The sequence below is a fragment of the Nocardia sp. bgisy134 genome, assembly GCF_965341865.1.
Taxonomy (GTDB): domain Bacteria; phylum Actinomycetota; class Actinomycetes; order Mycobacteriales; family Mycobacteriaceae; genus Nocardia.
Window position 1 is genome coordinate 231,860 of record NZ_CBDQZP010000009.1, and the last position, 19,070, is coordinate 250,929.

Genomic DNA, 19,070 nt, shown 5'->3' on the forward strand with positions numbered 1-19,070 from the left:
CGGGCATGGTCCGCCCGGCGCCCGCGCGCGGTTGTGGCGTCGGCGACCGTTTACCCTGATCCGACCGGGGCATTCGAGCAGCAACCGGAACTGGTCGCTATCCGTCTACCCGTACACTGGGTCGACCAGAAGTAGCCGCGGACGGGAGGCGGATATGCGTATCGCCGAGTTGAGCAAGGTCTCGGGCGTGCCTGCACCCACCATCAAGTACTACATGCGCGAGGGGCTGCTGTTTCCGGGCGAACGTACCAGCCCGAACCAGATGCAGTACGACGATTCCCACGTGCGACGGCTCAAGCTGGTCCGGGCCCTGATCGAGGTCGGCGGCTTGTCGGTGGCGGCGACCAGGGAAGTGCTGGACAAGATGCACACACCGGGGATGACGGTGCTGGAATCCGCGGGCAAGGCACAGTTCGCGATGTCCAGGCCGCCTGCCGCCGAGCCGGACGAGACGCAGCTGGCCGCGGCTCAGCAGGTCCGCGAACTCATCGCCAAACGCGGCTGGCAGGTGCGCGAGACCAACCCGGCCCGCGGCACGCTCGCGGCGGTGCTCGCCACCCTGGGCAGGCTGGGACAGGAGTACTGGGACCTGCTCGACGACTACGCCGAACTGGCCGAACGGATCGCAGCCAAGGAGATCGACACGCTGTTGCGCCAGCCGAACGCGGAGAGCATGGCCGAGGCGCTGGTCGTCTGGACCGCGCTCGGCGATGCGATGTTCAGCGCTCTGCGCCGGCTGGCGCACGAGGACGCGGCCTCGGCCTATATCGCGACGCCCTCGCCGACGAGCTGACGCACCGCGGCGTCCACCTCGGCGGTCGCGGTCGCGGCGTCACGGAACTGCACCGCGCGCCAGCCCGCCGCTCGCGCGCCCTCGCAGTTCTGCGGCAGGTCGTCCACCAGGACGCACCGCTGCGGGTCGATGCCCGCGCGCGCGGCCGCCAGCTCGAAGATCCCGGGATCGGGCTTACGGCAGCCGACCTGCGCCGAGTTCACGATCTCCTCGAACAGCTCCTCCGCGACGACCATCCGCCGCCAGTGCGGCTCCCACGCGGGCGGCATGTTGGACAGCATGCCGACGAACAGGCCGGCGTCGCGGTAGCGCCGCAGCGCGTTCTCCCACGGCACGTTGGCCTTTCGGCCGTCGAACCAGGCGTCCGCGAGGCTGGGGACCTCCGTGTGCACGCCCTGCTTGCGCAGCGCCGCGCGCACCAGCTCCAGCCACTCGTCCTCACTGATCAGGGGCGTGTCCAGCGGCAGCATCATGTCCTCGGTACCGAACGACGCGGTGACTTCCGCGATCGCACGGCGCAACGGATCCGGCGCCAATCCCGTCTTCGCGCAGAATGCGGCGAATGTTTCGGCTACCGGCGGCGTGAGCACTCCCCCGAAATCCGACCAAATGGCGATGCGCTCCCGCGCTGTGTTGCTCGTCACAGTTTTTCTCCGCTCTGTGTTCGGCAATTCTTCGGTGCAGCGGGACCGTATCCGGCACACTGCATCGATCGCCATTACACAAAGGTGACAGTTCCTCCGGACTATTCCTTCCGAAAGATTTCCGTCCGAAAGTGATATGTCTTCCGATCGCGCACGCGTCGCCCTTCGGACCCCGTTCTATGCCTGTCCATTTCATCGCTTGCGCCCGTAATGTCCCTGTTCTGTCGGCACCGTCGTGAGGGGCTGCCGGCTGATAGAGGAGGGATTGCGATGGAAACCACACTCCGGGCTCGAACGCTCGCCGAGGCAATTTCGCAGCGCGCCGCCGACGCTGCCGATAGAATCGCGTACACATTTTTACCGGACGGCGAAAACGAATCGCATTCCTGGACCTTCGGCGAAGTCGAGCAACTGTCCCGCGCACTGGCCGCTCGAATTTCGCAGGACGCCGCGCCCGGCGATCGGGCGCTCATCGTGGCGCCGGATTCCGCGGATTTCGTGCTCGCGTTCCTGGCCTGCCAGTTCGCGGGCGTGGTCGCGGTGCCGGTGTACCCGCCGTTCCCGATCACCTCGCCGCGGCGGGCGCAGACCCTGCGCACCATCGCCGAGGACTGCGGCGCCACCGCGGTGCTGTGCGCCGCGCCCGAGCAGACCCGCGGGCTGCTGACCGAGGCCGTCCCCGAACTGGACCGACTGCGCTGGATCGGCATCGAGGCCGACGCGCAGGGCGCACCGGACTTCGAGCCGGTGCCGGTGACCGGGGCCGACGTGTCGTTCTTGCAGTACACCTCGGGATCGACCTCCGCGCCGAAGGGCGTGGTGGTCACCCACGACGCGCTCATGCACAACCAGGAAGTGATCCGCCAGTCCATGGGTTTCCACCCAGGAACGCGTTTCGTCGGCTGGCTGCCGCTGTTCCACGACATGGGCCTGATGGGCACCGTGGTCCCGGCGATCTACGTGGGCAGCCGCGCGGTGCTGCTGCCGCCGCTGACCTTCGTGCAGCGGCCGATCCGCTGGCTGCGCGCCGTGACCCGCTACCGGGCCACCATCACCGGCGGCCCCAATTTCGCCTACGAGCTGTGCTGCCGCCGGATCCCCGCCGCCGACCGAGAGGGCCTGGATCTCAGCTCGCTCGAGGTGATGTTCAACGGCGCCGAGCCGATTCGCGCGGAGACCCTCGCCAAGTTCGCCGCCGAATTCGCCGGGCATGGCTTCGATTCGAACGCCTTCTACCCCTGCTACGGGCTGGCCGAGTCCACTCTCATGACCACCGGTACGGTCCGCGGCACGGGCGCGGTCACGCTGAGCGTGAGCCGCGACGAACTGGCCGAGGGTCGCGTCACGCCGGGCGCGGATCAGACGCTGGTCGGTTCCGGCCGTGTCTCGTTGCACCGCGAGCTGCTGATCGTCGACCCGGACACCAGGGTCCCCGCGCCCGACGGACAGGTCGGCGAGATCTGGATCGGCGGCCCGGACGCGACGCTGGCCTACTGGGGCAACGACGCGGCCACCCAGGACACGTTCCACGCCGAAACCGTTGCGCCGCAGTCGGGTCCGTACCTGCGCAGCGGCGATCTCGGCGCGCTGATCGACGGCGAGCTGTACGTGGTCGGCAGGCGCAAGGATCTCGTCATCATCGGCGGGCGCAACTACTACCCGCAGGACATCGAGCACACCGTCGAGAACGCCGACTCGCGAATCCGGCGCGGCTGCACCGCCGCGTTCGCGGTCGACCGCGAAGGCGGTGAGGAGCTGATCGTGGTGGCCGAGCTGAAGGCGGACGCCGAGCCCGACGTCGCCGGGCTCACCGCGACGCTGCGCGCCGCCGTCACCGTCGATCACTCGATCACCCCCGCGCGGGTCGTCCTGGTGCGGGCGGGCTCGGTGCCCAAGACCTCCAGCGGCAAGCTGCAACGGCGCGCGACCCGCGCGGCGTTCGAGGACGGCACGCTCGACGAGATCACCTCGCAGGCCGCGACCGAGGCGGTGCGGTGATGAGGTCCACACCCGAGATCGAAGCCTGGCTGATCGCGCGGATCGCCGAGCTACTCGGCGTCGATCCGGCGGGCCTGCCGGTCGACGTACCGTTCGCCGCGCTCGGCCTCTCCTCGATGCAGGCGGTGGAGCTGTCCGACGACCTACAGAGCTGGGCCGGGATCAGCCTGTCGCCGACCTTCGCCTACGACCACCCCAGCGTCGCCGCCGCGGCCGCCGCCCTGGCCGCCGCACTCGCGGGCACGAACGAGACCACCGAGCAGAAGGGATCCGCCGCCGACCCGGCCGATGGCATCGCCATCGTCGGGATCGGCTGCCGATTTCCCGGCGCCGACGGGCCGAAGGAGTTCTGGGACCTGCTCCGCGCGGGCGTGGATGCCATCACGGAGGTCCCCGCGGATCGCTGGGACGCCGCGGCGCTGTACGACCCCGACCCTGACGCGCCGGGTCGAATGACCACCAAGTGGGGCGGATTCCTCGACGACGTCGAGCATTTCGACGCCGGGTTCTTCGGCATCGCGGCCAAGGAGGCCACCAGGATGGACCCGCAGCAGCGCCTGCTGCTCGAGGTCGCCTGGCACGCCATCGAGGACGCGGGCATCGGCCCGAGCAGGCTGGCGGGCACGTCGACCGGAGTCTTCCTCGGCGCGTCGTCGTACGACCACGGCGGGGCGATCCTCGCGCCGGGCACCGAGGTGTCGGCGACAGACGGCACCGGCTCCGCGCTGAGCATCGTCGCCAACCGGCTGTCCTACTGCCTGAACTTGGCGGGCGCGAGCATGGTGGTGGACACCGCCTGCTCGTCCTCGCTGGTCGCGGTGCACCTGGCCTGCCAGTCGCTGCGGGCGGGCGAGTCGGAGGTGGCGCTGGCGGGCGGTGTGAACATCATCGCTTCGCCCAGGGTGGCGCTGAGCTTCAGCAAAGGGCGGCTGATGGCGCCGGACGGGCGCTGCAAGCCGTTCGACGAGCGCGCCAACGGCTACGTCCGCAGTGAGGGGGCGGGCGTGGTGGTACTCAAGACGCTCGACCGTGCCCGCCGCGACGGCGATCGCGTGTACGCCGTGATCCGCGGCGGTGCGGTGAACCAGGACGGCCGGACGAACGGACTCATCGCCCCGAGCCGCCCGGCGCAGGAGCGGGTGCTGCACGCGGCCTACCGCGCCGCCGGCGTCGACCCGAGCCGGGTCGCCTTCGTGGAGGCGCACGGCACCGGAACCGCGGTCGGCGACCCCATCGAGGTCGGTGCGCTGGCGGCGGTGCTCGGTCCGGGCCGCGACCAGGAAAGCCCGCTGCGGGTGGGCTCGGCGAAATCGAACCTCGGTCACCTGGAGGCCGCCGCCGGCGTCGCCGGAATGATCAAAACCGCTCTCTCCCTGCATCATCGGGAGCTGACGCCGACCGTCCACTACCGGCGGCCCAACCCGCTGCTCGAGCTGGACCGGGTTCCCGTCGTGGTGCAGTCGCAGGTCGAGGCGCTGCCGGTCGACGCCGAGGGTGCCGCGATCGCCGGGACGAGCTCGTTCGGATTCGGCGGGACCAACGCGCACGTCGTGTTGTCCACCGCGCCCGCGACCGAGCCCGACGAACCGGTCGGCACAACGGATTTCGTGCTCTTCCCGGTGACCGCCCGGTCCGAGGCGGGGTTGCGGCGGCGGGCGCGCGGCTGGGCACGCGCCGCCGAACGTCATCGCGACGATCCGCACTGGATCGCCCGCGCCGCCGCCACCGCCGCGCTGCGCGGCGACCACGACGGGCACCGCGCCGCGGTGGTGGCCCGTGACGTCGACGAGCTGATCGACGGCCTGTTCGCGCTGGCGGACGGCGAACGGGTGCGCGGGGTCTGCGAGCCGCAGGCCCCCGGCCGTCGCGCCAGGCGCACCGCGCTGGTCTTCCCGGGGCAGGGCTCGCAGTGGGACGGCATGGGCCGCGCGCTCGCCGCCGCGCTGCCCGCGTTCGACGACGCGATGCGCCGCTGCGCCGCCGAGCTGGAGCGACTGCTCGGGGTGCGGCTGTGGTCGGCCGAGCGCGGCATCGTCGCGCAGGGCACCGCCCACGTGCCGCCCGCGCTGTTCGCCATGCAGGTCGCCCTGGCCGAGACCTGGCGGGCCTTCGGCATCGAGCCGACGGCGGTCTGCGGGCACAGCATGGGCGAGATCGCGGCGGCGCACGTCAGTGGCGCGCTGTCGCTGGCCGATGCCGCGCTCATCGTGTGCGTGCGCAGCGCCCTGCTCACCGAGATCTCCGGACACGGCGGCCTCGCGCTGCTCGAACTCGATGCGGCGCAGGTGGATTCGGCGCTCACCGAGTACCGCGACCGGGTGTCGGTGGCGGCGGTGAACGGGCCGCGCGCGACCGTCATCTCCGGCGAGCCGGACGCGCTGGACGAGATCGTGGCGCGGCTGGAGGCCGACGGGGTGTTCGCGCGGCGCATCGCGGTGGACTTCGCGGCGCACAGCCCCGCCGTGGAACCGCTGCGGCCCCGGCTCCGGGAGGCCGTGCGCAACATCGCGGTAGGGCAGCCCACCGTGCCGCTGTACTCGACGGTCACCGGCGGCCCGCTCACCGAGACGCTCGTCGATCCCGACTACTGGGCGCGCAATCTGCGCGACACGGTGCTGTTCGACACGGCGATCACCGCGCTGCTCGACGCGGGCCACGACACGTTCGTCGAGATCGCGCCGCACCCGGTGCTGGCCCGTTCGCTCACCGAGATCGCGGCCGCGGCCGCACCCGGCGCGGAGGTGGTCGCGGTGTCCTCGGCCCGGCGCGACGAGGACGAGGTCTTCGCGTTCCTGCATTCGCTCGGCCTGCTCTACACCCGTGGCGCCGACGTGGACTGGACCCGCCTCTACCAGCCGACCAGTCCGGTGCCGATCCCCTCGCAGGGCTGGAATGCCCAGCGCTACCCCCTGCTTCGCGCCGAGGCCGGGGCCGCCGCCGCGGCGAAGGCCGTGGGCTGGCTCGGGCCTCGCGCGCGGATCGCCACGCACCCCGAGCTCGGTGTGTGGCCGTTGCAGCCGGAGGCCGCGCCGGAACTCGCCGATCACGTGGTGGACGAGGTGCCGGTCATCCCCGGTGCGTACTGGCTCGGCGCGGCCGCGCGGGCCGCCGGTGATCTCGCCGACGGCGAGACGCCGACCGTTGTGCTCACCAACGTCACGTTCGAGGCGCCGCACGTGCTGCTGCCCGGGACGTCGTCGCCGCTGCAGCTGGTGGTCGAATCCGCAGGCGGGCGTTCGGAATTCGTGATCGTCTCCGAGCCGCAGGGCGGTACCGTCACGCACGCGCGCGGCTGGCTCGACCGGGCGGCCGCGCCGCTCACCGATCGACCCGCCCCGGAGATCGCGGAACTGCTGGAGCGGTGCGCCGAGCCGGTGCCGCTCGAGGAGTTCTACGCGCGCCTGGCCGCGAACGGCCTGCACTACGGCCCGGCGTTCCGCGGGCTGACCCAGCTCTCCCGCGGCGGCGACGAAGCCGTCGGAAAGCTCACGCTGCCCGCGTCGCTCACCGCCGACGCGGCGGGCCTGCACCCGGCGTTGCTCGACGCCTGCCTGCACACCGTCGCCGCGGCGGCCGGACCGCGACTGACCGACGCGCTGGCCCTGCCCGCAGGAGCCACCCGCGTGCAGTTCGCCACCCCGGCCGCGCCCGTCACCGAGGTCTGGTGCCACGCCCGGATCGTGCAGTACGGGGAGCGGGATCTGATCGCCGACCTGGTCGTGCTGACCGAGGACGGGCGAGTCCTGTGCTCGGCCATGGACTTCCGGGTCACCACGGCCGAAGCGTCCACCGCCGAGCACGGCAGGCTGTACCGGCTCGCCTGGCAGCCGCTGGAATCCACCGGCGGGCGCGCCCCGCGTGGCAGCTGGCTCGTCCTCGGCGAGGAGCACCCCGCCCTGGCGGCGCTGGCCGAACGCCTCACCGCCCGCGGCGACCGCGTCGTGCGCACCGACGCGCACGACTACGAGGCGGCGGTGGCGGCCGTCGACGAATCCGCCGAAGGGTTGCGCGGCATCATCGACGCGCGGGCCTACGCGAGCGCCATCGAGGACCCGGTCGTCGCGGCGAGCCACACGGCGAACGCGGTGGAGCTGGCCAGGTTCGTGATCGGTCGCACCTGGCGGGAAGCGCCGCGGCTGTGGCTGCTCACCCCCGGCACCCAGCGCGCGGCGCGTCCGGCGCGGCTGTCGGCGGCCAGTCTGTGGGGCGCAGGCCGGGTGATCGCGACCGAGCATCCCGAAGTGGCCTGCGGCGTCATCGATCTGCCTGGCGCGCCGAGCGGCGCCGACGTGGACCGCCTGGTCGCCGTCCTGCGTGATCCGCAGGCGCCGCAGCAGGTTTCGGTCGATCGGGAGGCGCTCGTGCCCCGCTTGGTTCCGGTGCCGCGCACCCGGAGCTCGGTGACCGTCGATCCGGAGCTGTGCCAGGTCGTCACCGGCGGTCTCGGCGCGCTGGGGTTGCGCGTCGCCGACTGGCTCAGCGAGCACGGCGCGCGCAAGCTGCTGCTGCTCGGTCGTTCCGCGCCGGACGCCGACGCCGACGAGGTGATCACCGAGCTGCGGTCGCGGGGCGTCGAGATCACCGTGGCCGCTGTCGACGTGGCCGACGCCGCCGCGCTCGAGGCGGTACTCGCCGGCGCGGGCCGGATCGGCGGCGTCTTCCACCTCGCAGGCGTGCTGGAGGACGCGGTCGTCGCGGATCTCGACGAGTCGCGACTGGTCCGGGCGCTGGCGGGCAAGGCGCGCGGCGCCTGGCACCTGCACCGGGCCACCCTCGATCAGCCACTCACCCATTTCGTGCTGTTCTCCTCGCTCGCCGGGCTTTTCGGCTCGCCGGGCCAGGGCGCCTACGCGGCGGCCAACACCTACCTGGACGCGCTCGCCACGGCTCGGGCCGCACAGGGACGGCCCGCGCACAGCATCGCCTGGGGTCCGTGGGCCGCGATCGGCCTGGCCGCCCAGGTGGGCAGCGAACGCCGCTTGGCCGCCCTCGGTGTGCCCGCGCTGGAGACCGAGGCCGCGATGGACCTGCTGGAGGCGGCGCTGGCCGACCCGGGCCCGGTCCTCGCGGCGGCCGCCTTCGACCTGCCGACGCTGGCCGGTCCTGGCACACCGCCCGTCGCCCGCGAGCTGCTGGCGAATCTGCTGCCCAGCGGCGAAAACGCGGGCGGCCCAGCCGTACCGGCACTGTCGCTGCACGAGATCGACGATCCCGCCGAACGACTCGAGCTGGTGCGCGGTTTCGTGCTCGCCCAGGTCGCGTCCATCGTCGGGACCACGCGGCCGGTCGACCCCACGGCGCCCTTCCGCGATCTCGGCTTCGACTCGCTGATGGCGGTCGATCTGCGCAATCGCCTGGAAACCGGCTTGGGCCAACGGATTCCGGCCAGCCTGATCTTCGCCCACCCCACCGTAGACCAGCTCGTCGAGGAGCTGGCGCAGCGGATGTTCCCGACGTCGGAGCCCGCCCCCGACGCGCCGGCACCGCAGCACGCCCGGCCCGAGATCGACGCGGACCTGGACCAGGCCACCGATGAAGAACTGGCCGATCTCCTGTCGGCCGAACTCGACCTGTCCACCGAAGGGGATGCCCGATGACGACCGAACCGAACGACGACAGGCGCGCGCTACTACGCCAGGCGCTGCGCGAAATCCGAACCCTGCGAGCCGCAGTCGACTCGCACACCGAACCCGCGGCGATCCTCGGCGCCGCGGTGCGGATGCCCTCGGGCATCGACGATCTCGGCGCCTACTGGTCCGCGCTGCGCGACGGCCACGACGCCATCACGCCGCTGTTCGACAACGAGGACGGCCGCCGCACCCTGCGCACCGCGCACAGCAGCCGCTTCGCCGGGCTGCTCGCCGAGGTCGACGGCTTCGACGCGGAGTTCTTCGGCATCTCGGCCGCCGAGGCCGAGCGGATGGACCCGCAGCAGCGGCTAGTGCTCGAGGTCGCCTGGGAGGCGATGGAGGACGCCGGGCTGACGCCCGCCGAGCTGCGCGCCGCGACGACCGGCGTCTTCCTCGGCGTCTACGGCAGCGACTACATGATGATGCAGTTCGCCGACCCGTCGAGCATCAACGCCTACACCGCGCCCGGCGGCGCGCACAGCATCGTCGCCAATCGGCTGTCGTACCTGCTCGACCTGTCCGGTCCGAGCATGGCGGTGGACACGGCGTGCTCGTCGTCGCTGATGGCGGTGCACCTTGCGGTGCGGGCACTGCGCAACCGGGACTGCGACATCGCCCTGGTCGGCGGGGTCAACACGATCCTGTCGCCGCTGTCCACCACCGTCACCGAGAAGGTGCTTCCGCTCGCGCCGGGCGGGCGCTGCCGCACCTTCGACGCGGGCGCGGAAGGCATCGTGCGCGCCGAAGGCTGCGGCATGGTGGTGCTCACCAGGGAATCGCTGGCCAAGGCCGAGGGCAGATCGGTGCGCGCGCTCATCCGCGGCACCGCGGCCAACCACGACGGACGCACCAACGGTCTGACCGCGCCGAGCCCGCGCGCCCAGACCGACCTGCTGCGGCGCGCGCTGCGCGACGCCGCGGCCGCACCCGCCGACGTCGTCTACATCGAGGCGCACGGTACCGGGACGCCGCTGGGCGATCCGATCGAGTTCGACGCGCTGCGCGCGGTGTACGGGGCGGGCGACGAGCCGTGCCCGGTCGGCGCGGTCAAGACGAACTTCGGGCATCAGGAGGCCGCCGCGGGCATCGCGGGCCTGATCAAGGCGATGCTGGTTCTCGAACACGACGAAGTCCCGCCCAACCTGCATCTGGAGCGGCCCAACCCGGAGCTCGATCTCACCGGAACGCGACTGCGCCTGCCGCGCGAGCGCACCCCGCTCGGCGGTGGAACCGGCTCCAAGCTGGCCGCGATCAGCTCGTTCGGCTTCGGCGGCGCGAACGTGCACGCCGTGCTGGCCGCCGCACCGCGCGAGGAGATCGATCCGCACGCGGAAGGCGCTCTGGTGCTTCCTGTTTCGGCGCGCAGCGCGGCCTCGGCGCGGGCGCTGGCCGGTCGGTACGCCGATCTGCTCGCGGCCGCCGACCACGCCACCGCGGCCGAGATCTGCGCGGCCGCGGCCACCCGGCGCGCACATCTGCCGGTGCGGCTGTGCCTCACCGGTGACACGGTCGACGAGCTGGTCGACCGTGCCCGTACCGCCAAGGCGGCCAGGCACATCGGCAACGGGCCGCGGCACCGGACGCTGTTCGTGTTCAGCGGGCAGGGTTCGCAGTGGCCGGAGATGGGCCGCCTGCTCGCCGACGAGCCCATCGCACGGGCCGAGATCGATGCCTGCGACGTGCTCGTGCGCAAGCTGGCCGGCTGGTCGCTGTGGGAGGAGCTGCTGGCGGCCGAGTCCGACACCAGGCTGCACCGCACCGATGTCGCGCAGGTGTGCATCGCCGCGGTGGAGCTGGCGCTGGCCGCGCTGTGGCAGTCGTGGGGCGTCCGCCCCGCGGCCGTCGTCGGGCACAGCATGGGCGAGATCGTCGCGGCAACCGTCGCCGGAATGCTCAGCAGGGAGCAGGCTTTCGAGATCCTGGTGCGGCGGGCCGCGCTCACCGAGCGGCACGCCCGCGGCGGCGCGATGTGCAGCATCGCCCTGCCCGCCGCGGCGGTGACCGAGCTGCTGGCCGGACAGTCCGAGGTCACCATCGGTGCTGTGAACGGCCCGCGCTCGACCGTGATCACCGGACCGGCGCCCGAGGTGCGCCGGATCGCGGCGGAGGCGAGCTCCCGCGGCGCGTCGACCAAGGAGCTGCCGGTCGAATACGCCTTCCACAGCACGCTGCTCGCCACGTGCGCACCGGAATTCGCGACGCACGCCGACACGGTGCGCGCCGCGCCGGGGACCGTCCCGATGTACTCGACCGTCACCGGCGAGCGCGTCACCGCCGAACACCTCACCGGCGCGCACTGGGCGGCCAACCTCGTCGACGCCGTCCTGTTCGCGCCCGCGATCCAGGCGGCGCTGGCCGACGACGCCGCGCTGACCACCGTGCTGGAAGTCGGCCCGCATCCGGTGCTGATCCGCGATATCGCCTCGGCCGCGGGCGAACTCGACCGCTCGGTCATCCTGGCGGCGAGCCTGCGCCGCGACCGGTCCCGATCCGCGTCGCTCGATCACAGTGTCGCCGAGCTCTACCTCGGCGGTCACGACCTGAACTGGTCGGCCGTGCTGGGAGCGCCCAGCGGCCGGGTTCCGCTGCCGCACTACCCCTGGAACCGCAGCAGGCACTGGCTGCCGGAACGGCGCGTCGCCGAGGAGCAGCACGTGCACGCCACCGTCCGCCCGGCGACGGCCAAGCGCAGGCCGTCCGGCCCCGTGGCGCTGACCCGCGCCCACCACGTCGACCGGCCGACCCGGCTCGACGCGCTCACCGGATTCGTGCGGGAACGGATCGCGCGTGCGCTGCGCAAGCCCATCACCGAGATCGACGAGGCGACCCCGATCCGCGACTACGGACTGGAATCGCTCGTGGTGGTCGAGATGAAGAACGAGATCGAGGCCGAGTCGGGCACCGTGGTGCCGCTGGCCCAGCTGCTCGAGGTGCTCGAACAGGGCAGCGCGCGCGACCTGGCCAAGGTGATCGTCGAGGCCGAGTCCGCCGCCGCGGTGAGCGGCGACGAAGGCGGAAGCGGGTCGCTGCTGACGAGCGTCGGCGAGGCGGAGTCATGAGCTCCTCGACGGCAGCGCCGCTGCCCACCGGGCACCGCGGCGTGCTGACCTGCCCACGCCCGCAAGCCAATCCGGCGATCCGGTTGCTGTGCTTCGCCCACTCGGGCGGCAATCCGCGGATGTTCCAGCCCTGGATCGACCAGCTCGCCCCCGCGATCGAGCTGTGGTGGGTCACCCTGCCCGGACGCGGGCCGCGCTGGCGCGAACCGCACGCCAGGCAGTGGGAGCCGCTGATCGCCGACATCACCGAGGCGGTCGTGGCGCACGTGCCGCGGCCGGTCGCGCTGTTCGGGCACAGCCTCGGCGCGCTGCTCGCCTTCGATGTGGCGCTGCGGCTCACCGAGGCCGAACTGCCGCCCGAGCACTTGTTCGTCTCGGCCCGCGCGCACCCGCGGCGACAGTTCGCCCTCGAGCTGCCCGAGGACGACACCGGCCTGCTGCGGCTCGTCGACCAGGTGTACCGCGGCGTGCCGGAGGCGATCCTGAATACCCCCGAACTGGCCGAGCATTTCGCGCCGACGCTGCGCGCCGACCTGATGCTCGGCGCCGACTACCGCTATCGCGGCGCACGCACCCTTTCGGTCCCCATCACCGCCCTCGGCGGCGTGGACGACCCGATGACCCCGACCGAAGAGCTGGCCGCCTGGCAGGACTGCACCACCGCGACGGCGCGGTGGCGTCAGTTCCCCGGGGGCCACTTCTACCTCGACGAGTCCGAAGCCGGCGTGCTCCGGACGATCCGCCGCGGTCTCGCCGCACCGATGGGCAAGGAGTGAAACGATGACCGAAACCGAAACCCGGTTCCCCGCACCGCCTTCCACGCTGACCTTCGATCGCACCGTGGCGCGGTCGCACGCGCACCGGCGCGCACTCGGAGAGGTGTTCGTCTCCGACTCGGTCGCCGACGGCGATTCCACCTTCTACACCGCGGTCCAGGTCCCGCGGGCGCACAGCCTCTGGTACGACCGGACCACGGTCTACCACGATCCGTTCGCGATGGCCGAGGCCGCGCGGCAGGGCTCGTTCGTGATCCTGCACCAGCACGTCGGTGTCCCGGTGGGGCTGCCGTTCAGCATGCAGCGCTACGAGTTCGACGTCACCGATCGGGAGGCCTTCCGCGACGACGAGAGGACCCCGTTGCAGGGCGTTCTCCGCTACGAGATCGTCTCGCGCGTGGACCGCAGCGCCGATTTCAGCGACCTGACACTCGCGGGCGATCTCACCGTCGACGGCCGCGTCGCCATGGAATTGAGCGCGGACGTGGTCTTCCTGGCCCGCGCCGACTACGAGGCGCTGCGCGCCTACCAGCTCGGGCGGGTCGCCGCGGGCGGCCCCGACTACACGGCCGCGCCGCTGCCCCCGGCGGCCGTCGGGCGCCGGGATTCGCGCAACGTGGTGATCGGCGCGCCGGTCGCGGTCGGCTCGGCCTGGGACTATCCGCTGCTGCCCGACCGCCGTCACCCCGCCATGTTCGATCACGACTACGACCACGTGCCAGGCCCGTTCATCATCGAGGGCTTCCGGCAGGCCGCGATCGACACCGTGGTCAGGGAAGGCATGCTCGGCACCCCGAACACGATGGTCATGTCCTGCTCGTCGCGTTTCTCGCAGTTCGCCGAGTTCGGCGCCCCCATCGAATGCCGCAGCACGCCACTGGATCCGACGCGGCCCGGCACGGCCCGCGTCGAGCTGGAACTGCGCCAGTTCGACAAGGTCCTCACCGTCGGCACGATCGAGCTGGCGGAACTGACCGGTCACGAAGACCCCTTCCTGCACCGAACGGAGCACCAGGCATGAGTGAGACGCTGCACGTGCTGGTGGTCGGCGCGGGGCCGACCGGTCTCGCACTGGCCACCGAACTGCGCAGGCACGGACTGACCTGCCGGATCATCGATCGCGCCGTCGACAGGCCCGCCAATCAGGCGCGCGCGCTGACGATGTGGGACGGCGCCCTCGACGTGCTCGACCGCCACGGCACCGGGGACGCGGTGCGCGCGCGGGGCCTCCCGATGACCGCCGCCCGCTACTTCTCCGGCGGACGTCCCGTCGCGCAGGTGCGTTTCGGGCCGACGACCGGCAACGACGCCGAGCCGCTGATCATCACCCAGCCGTCGGTGGAATCCGTACTCGTCGAGAACCTTCGGGCGCTGGGCGTCCCGGTGGAGTGGCGCACCGAACTGCTGGAGCTGACCGATCGGGGCGAGCACGTCGAGGTGCTGCTGCGCCACGGCGACGACGTCGAACGACTCACCGCACAGTGGGTGGTGGGCTGCGATGGTGCGCACAGCGCGGTGCGCACCCTGAGCGGAATCACCTTCGAGGGCAGCACCTATCCGCAGTCCTACACGCTCGGCGACGGCGTCATCACGGCGCCGGTGCCGCCGGGCGAGGCGCACTACCATCTGCACCCCGACGGCGTGCTCGTGGTCGTGCCGCTGCCGGACGGCCAGGTGCGGGTCTTCGCCGACGCCAGCACCATCGGCGGCGATCCGGACGCCGCACCCACGGTGGATGACCTGCAACAGCTGGTCGACAAGCGCGCGCCCTACCCCATCCGCATCCACGAACTCCAGTGGGCCACCAGGTTTCTGGTGCACATGCGGCATTCGGCCGCCTTCCGGTCGGGCCGCTGCGTGCTGGCGGGCGACGCCGCGCACGTGCACAGCCCGGCGGGCGGGCAAGGCCTCAACACCGGCATCCAGGACGCGGCCAATCTCGGCGGAAAACTGGCGGCGATCGTCAGCGGCGGCGCGGACGCCGAGGTGCTGCTGGCCGGCTACGAGTCCGAGCGGATGCCGATCGCGCGCGAGGTGATCCAGGCCGCCGACCGGCAGACCAAGCTGTGGACGGTGCGTTCCCGCCCGGGACGCGCGCTGCGCGACCTGGTGCTCAGCAGCCTGAGCCGCAGCGGGCTGCTGGAGAAGCGGCTGGTGCCCTCGCTGGCCCAGTACGAGCTCGACTACCGGCACAGCCCCGCCGTCGGCAAGCGCGGCGGACGGCGGGCGCTCGGGCGCGCGATTCCGGAGGCGACGCTCGTCGGCCCGGACGGCGCGGGGACCGGGCTGCGCCGGTTGCTCTCCGCGCCGGGGCATGTGCTGCTCGCGGTGCTCGACGCGACGCCGTCGGCCGACGACGCCGGGCGGGTGTCGATGCTGCGCGCGCGAATCAAGGAGTCGGGCTTGCCTTTCCGGCTGCACGTGATCGTGCCCGGCGATCCGTCGGCGACGACCGCGCCCGATCTCGGCGAGGTGTTCTACGCCCCGCCCGGCTTCGCGCCGAAGCACGAGCTCGCGGGCTGCAAGCTGATCGCGATCCGGCCGGACGGCTATGTCGCCGACGCCTCCCCGACGCTCGACCTCGACGAACTGCTCGGCAAGCTGCCCGGCTTCCGCGCGCCGCACGGCGTTGTGCCCACCCCGCTCGGACGGAAGGTCTCCTGACATGTGCTCCCCGCAGATCCTCGCCGCCGCCCTGGCCGAGGCGCCGCCGCACGACGACCTGTGCGGCGGATACGGACACCCCGCGGGCGCGCATCACGAGCACGGCGCGCACGCCGGACGCAGCGCGGACGCGCATCATCAGCACAACGCGACAGCGCATCATCAGCACAACGCGGCCGCGCACCCCGGACACCACACGGCCACGCACCACGAACTCGGTGCGCGGGCGCCGCACGAGCGCAGCGCGTCTGCGACGCACGAGCACGGCCGCGGCGCGGCACCCACCGCCGAGGGCATCGGCCGTCGTCGCGCGCTGCGCACCGCGCTGGGCGCCGCGCTCGGCATCGCGGGTGCGTCGGCCGCCGCCGGGGCGATCGGCGCGCCGCGCGCCCAGGCCCAACCGCTGAACCTGAGCGGCTTCAGCGTGCGCGACCTGACCCATGCGGTGGGGCCGGAATTCCCGGTGTTCAACCTGTACGTGCGCCAGCCGGTGCAACGTCAGGTGATGTTCGAGGAGATCATCGGCTTCAACACCGCCGAGTGGACCATGAACGAACACACCGGAACTCACATCGACGTGCCCGCGCACTCGCAGCGCGGCCTGGCGCACGCCGACGCGATCCCGGTGGAAAACCTGGTCGCCCCGCTGTGCGTCGTCCGCATCACCGAGCGCGCGGCCCAGGACAACACCACCGAGCTGCACGTGGAGGACCTGCTCGACTGGGAGCGCCGCAACGGCCGCATCCCCGACGGCGCGTTCGTCGCGATGGACACCGGCTGGTACCACCGGGTCCACGATCCCGCCGCCTACCTGCCCTTCGACCCACTGCGGCTGGCCCTGCTGATCCCCGGCATCGGCCCCGACGCCGCCGAATTCCTGCTCACCGAACGATCCATCGTCGGCTTCGGCACCGACAGCAGCAGCCTGGACGTCGGCACCAGGTTCGAGCCGATGGTGCACCGGATGCTGCTGCGCTCCGGGCGGTACGGCATCGAGAACCTCGCCGCGCTGGACACCGTGCCGGAACGCGGCGCGACGCTCGTGGTCGGCGCCGCGAAGTTGCGTGGCGGCTTCGGCGCGCCGGTGCGGGCGCTGGCCTTCGTCTGATTGCTGTTGCCGCTCTTGGCAACCCGCCGTAGCATTCCAGATAGATAGCAGCACTATCCGTAGTGGATAGTTCGACTCTATATAGGTGGAGGAATCGTGTTCGAAAAACTCGGCAGGTGGTCCGCCGCCCATCGCAGATGGGTGGTGGTAGGCACCGTTCTGTTCATCCTGCTCGGCGGCTTGTGGGGCTCGGGCGCGGGCAATCTGCTCGGCGGCGGCGCCGGACTCGACGATCCGACCAGCGAGTCGTCGCACGCGGACGAGATCCTGGAGACCACCCTCGGCAGGCACGTCGCCGACGTGGTGGTCATGTACGAGAGCGCGGACATGACCGTCGACGATCCGCGCTACCGCGAGCGGGTCGAGAACGGGGTCGCCAAGATCCCCCGCGACTCCTACACCTGGCTGGAGACGTTCTGGAGCACGGGCTCCCCCGATTTCGTCTCGGCCGACCGGCACAAGACCTACATCTCCATGCAGCTGCCCGGCCAGATCGAGGAAAAGCGGGTGGTGGTGTGGCGCGAGATCGAGCACCTGTTCGATCAGCCCGGCCTCGAGGTCCGCTTCGGCGGACTGGTCGCGGTGAACGACCAGTTCAACGAGATCACCGAGGAAGATCTCGCGCGCGCCGAGTTGATCTCCTTCCCGCTGCTGCTGCTCCTGCTGATCGTCATCTTCCGTAGCGCCATCGCCGCGGCGCTGCCGCTCGCGGTCGGCGTCGTCGTCTCGATCGGCTCGCTCGCGGTACTGCGCGTGGTCGGCACGTTCACCGATCTGTCCACCTTCTCCATCAACCTGGTCGTCCTGCTCGGCCTCGGCCTCGCCATCGACTACGCGCTACTCATCGTCAACCGGTTCCGTGACGAGCTGGCGGCGGGCCGCTCGGTCGACGATGCCATCGGCATCACCATGGCCACCGCTGGCCGTACCGTCGCCGTCTCCGGCATCACCGTCGCAGTCACCCTGGGCGGCCTGGTGATCTTCCCGTCGCGGTTCCTCACCTCGCTCGGCTACTCGGGCGTCAGCGTGGTGTTGTTCGCGGTGCTCGGCGCGCTGATCGTGATGCCCGCCCTGCTGCGTTTCGCCGGCCTGCGCATCAACTCGCTGCGCATCCCGCTGCCGTCGTTCGGCAAGGGCGGCGGCGAGCCGGGCTCGCGCTGGTACAAGGTCGCCCACGCGGTGATGCGCCGCCCCGTGCTCGCCGCGTCGAGCATCGGTCTCGCACTGGTGCTGCTCGGCCTGCCACTGCTCGGCGCGACCTGGACGCGGCCCGCCGACTGGGCGCTGCCCGACGGCACCGACAGCCGGGTCGTCTCGGCGGAGCTCGATCGGGACTTCCCGCTCGATCCGACCAAGGTGATCACCGCGGTGGTCGACATGCCCGGAGACGCCGCGAGTCCGCAATCCCAGCAGGCGCTTTCGGCCTACCTCGACCGCCTGCGCGCGGTGCAGGGCGTGGACAGCGCCACCGTGACCGGAACGGCGGGCGATCTGGCCCGCGTCACGCTCGGTTACTCACTGGACTCGATGGACGCGCCGATCCGCGACGTGGTGCGCGAACTGCGGGCCGTCGAACCGCCCGCCGACGCCACCTCGTCGTTCACCAACCGCCCCGCGGCGGTGGCCGACCTGCTCGACATGCTCACCGAGCGGCTGCCCTGGATGCTGCTGATCGTGACGTTGGTGTCGTTCGCGGTGCTGTTCCTTGCCTTCGGCTCGGTGCTGCTGCCGTTGAAGTCGGTGCTGATGAACCTGCTGTCGCTGTTCGCCGCCTTCGGCATCGTGGCGCTCATCTTCCAGTACGGTTTCCTCTCCGGCCCACTGAATTTCGTGCCCGCGGGCTACATGGACGCGAACATGCCGATGATGATCATGGCGATCGCCTTCGGCCTGGCGATGGACTACGAGGTGTTCCTGCTGGCGCGCATCCGCGAGCACTATCTGCGCAGCGGTGATCCGGTGGAGTCGGTGGCCTTCGGCGTCCGCCACACCGCGCGACTGATCACCAGCGCCGCGCTGCTGCTCGCCGTCGTGCTCGGCGCCTTCGTCTTCTCCGGCATCACGATCGTCAAGATGATCGGCGTCGGCCTGGTGGTGGCCATCTTCCTGGACGCCACCATCGTGCGCGGCCTGCTGGTGCCCGCGACGATGCGGCTGCTCGGCAGCAAGGCGTGGTGGGCTCCCGCGCCGCTGGCGAGGTGGTGGGACAAGTACGGAATTCCCGAACCTGGAGCCGACGCGGCTCCGGAGACCGGCGGTGCAGGCCGGCCGAGCGAACCGGCAAACGCGCTCGGCACTACGGCGGCGACCTCGACAGCGCTGTCGCGGTGATCGTCGGTATCGCGGCGGGCCCGGCATCCTCCTCTTGCCGGGCCCGCCGTACCGGAAGGACATAGAG

10 protein-coding genes are annotated in these 19,070 nt (G+C 71.7%); 9 read left to right on the forward strand and 1 reads right to left on the reverse strand.

The annotated features are described in order from the left end of the window. Positions 1–154 precede the first annotated feature (154 nt). On the forward strand, positions 155–793 hold the full coding sequence (locus tag ACRWNM_RS18155; RefSeq protein ID WP_431968958.1) for a MerR family transcriptional regulator: 639 nt from the start codon (positions 155–157) through the stop codon (positions 791–793). Here the strand turns inward: ACRWNM_RS18155 and ACRWNM_RS18160 are convergent. Then, the gene (locus ACRWNM_RS18160; protein WP_431968960.1) at positions 763–1,437 is read right to left on the reverse strand and encodes an HAD family hydrolase; all 675 of its coding nucleotides are present in this window, start codon (positions 1,435–1,437) and stop codon (positions 763–765) included. The two genes, ACRWNM_RS18155 and ACRWNM_RS18160, sit on opposite strands and share 31 nt — an antisense overlap. Positions 1,438–1,707: 270 nt before the next feature. Here ACRWNM_RS18160 and ACRWNM_RS18165 point away from each other — a divergent pair, with 270 nt between their 5' ends. The 8 genes from ACRWNM_RS18165 (at position 1,708) to ACRWNM_RS18200 (ending at position 19,003) form a co-directional block, all read left to right on the forward strand. Further along, positions 1,708–3,435, forward strand: coding sequence for a fatty acyl-AMP ligase (locus tag ACRWNM_RS18165; protein WP_431968962.1), 1,728 nt, complete (start codon positions 1,708–1,710; stop codon positions 3,433–3,435). After that, positions 3,435–9,032: an SDR family NAD(P)-dependent oxidoreductase gene (locus ACRWNM_RS18170; protein WP_431968964.1), complete on the forward strand. Its 5,598-nt coding sequence runs from the start codon at positions 3,435–3,437 to the stop codon at positions 9,030–9,032. The genes ACRWNM_RS18165 and ACRWNM_RS18170 overlap by 1 nt, the downstream gene beginning before the upstream one ends. Next, positions 9,029–12,124 (forward strand): type I polyketide synthase, encoded by a 3,096-nt coding sequence (locus tag ACRWNM_RS18175; protein WP_431968966.1) that lies wholly within the window; start codon positions 9,029–9,031, stop codon positions 12,122–12,124. The genes ACRWNM_RS18170 and ACRWNM_RS18175 overlap by 4 nt, the downstream gene beginning before the upstream one ends. Next, positions 12,121–12,900 carry a thioesterase II family protein gene (locus tag ACRWNM_RS18180; RefSeq protein WP_431968968.1) on the forward strand — a complete coding sequence of 260 codons (780 nt, stop codon included), beginning with the start codon at positions 12,121–12,123 and terminating at the stop codon, positions 12,898–12,900. Before ACRWNM_RS18175 ends, ACRWNM_RS18180 begins: the two co-directional genes overlap by 4 nt. A gap of 4 nt (positions 12,901–12,904) precedes the next feature. Then, positions 12,905–13,921: an AfsA-related hotdog domain-containing protein gene (locus ACRWNM_RS18185; protein ID WP_431968970.1), complete on the forward strand. Its 1,017-nt coding sequence runs from the start codon at positions 12,905–12,907 to the stop codon at positions 13,919–13,921. Further along, positions 13,918–15,564, forward strand: coding sequence for an FAD-dependent monooxygenase (locus ACRWNM_RS18190; RefSeq protein ID WP_431968972.1), 1,647 nt, complete (start codon positions 13,918–13,920; stop codon positions 15,562–15,564). Before ACRWNM_RS18185 ends, ACRWNM_RS18190 begins: the two co-directional genes overlap by 4 nt. A 1-nt stretch (position 15,565) precedes the next feature. Next, complete coding sequence (locus ACRWNM_RS18195) at positions 15,566–16,672, forward strand: cyclase family protein (protein WP_431968974.1); 1,107 nt, start codon at positions 15,566–15,568, stop codon at positions 16,670–16,672. A 96-nt stretch (positions 16,673–16,768) separates the two neighbouring features. After that, complete coding sequence (locus ACRWNM_RS18200) at positions 16,769–19,003, forward strand: MMPL family transporter (RefSeq protein WP_431968976.1); 2,235 nt, start codon at positions 16,769–16,771, stop codon at positions 19,001–19,003. Positions 19,004–19,070 lie beyond the last annotated feature (67 nt).

Excerpts from the sequence above, each read along its gene's own strand:
- ACRWNM_RS18155 (WP_431968958.1), top strand. The coding sequence starts at position 155 with ATGCGTATCGCCGAGTTGAGCAAGGTCTCGGGCGTGCCTGCACCCACC.
- ACRWNM_RS18165 (WP_431968962.1), top strand. The coding sequence starts at position 1,708 with ATGGAAACCACACTCCGGGCTCGAACGCTCGCCGAGGCAATTTCGCAG.
- ACRWNM_RS18170 (WP_431968964.1), top strand. The coding sequence starts at position 3,435 with ATGAGGTCCACACCCGAGATCGAAGCCTGGCTGATCGCGCGGATCGCC.
- ACRWNM_RS18175 (WP_431968966.1), top strand. The coding sequence starts at position 9,029 with ATGACGACCGAACCGAACGACGACAGGCGCGCGCTACTACGCCAGGCG.
- ACRWNM_RS18180 (WP_431968968.1), top strand. The coding sequence starts at position 12,121 with ATGAGCTCCTCGACGGCAGCGCCGCTGCCCACCGGGCACCGCGGCGTG.
- ACRWNM_RS18185 (WP_431968970.1), top strand. The coding sequence starts at position 12,905 with ATGACCGAAACCGAAACCCGGTTCCCCGCACCGCCTTCCACGCTGACC.
- ACRWNM_RS18190 (WP_431968972.1), top strand. The coding sequence starts at position 13,918 with ATGAGTGAGACGCTGCACGTGCTGGTGGTCGGCGCGGGGCCGACCGGT.
- ACRWNM_RS18195 (WP_431968974.1), top strand. The coding sequence starts at position 15,566 with ATGTGCTCCCCGCAGATCCTCGCCGCCGCCCTGGCCGAGGCGCCGCCG.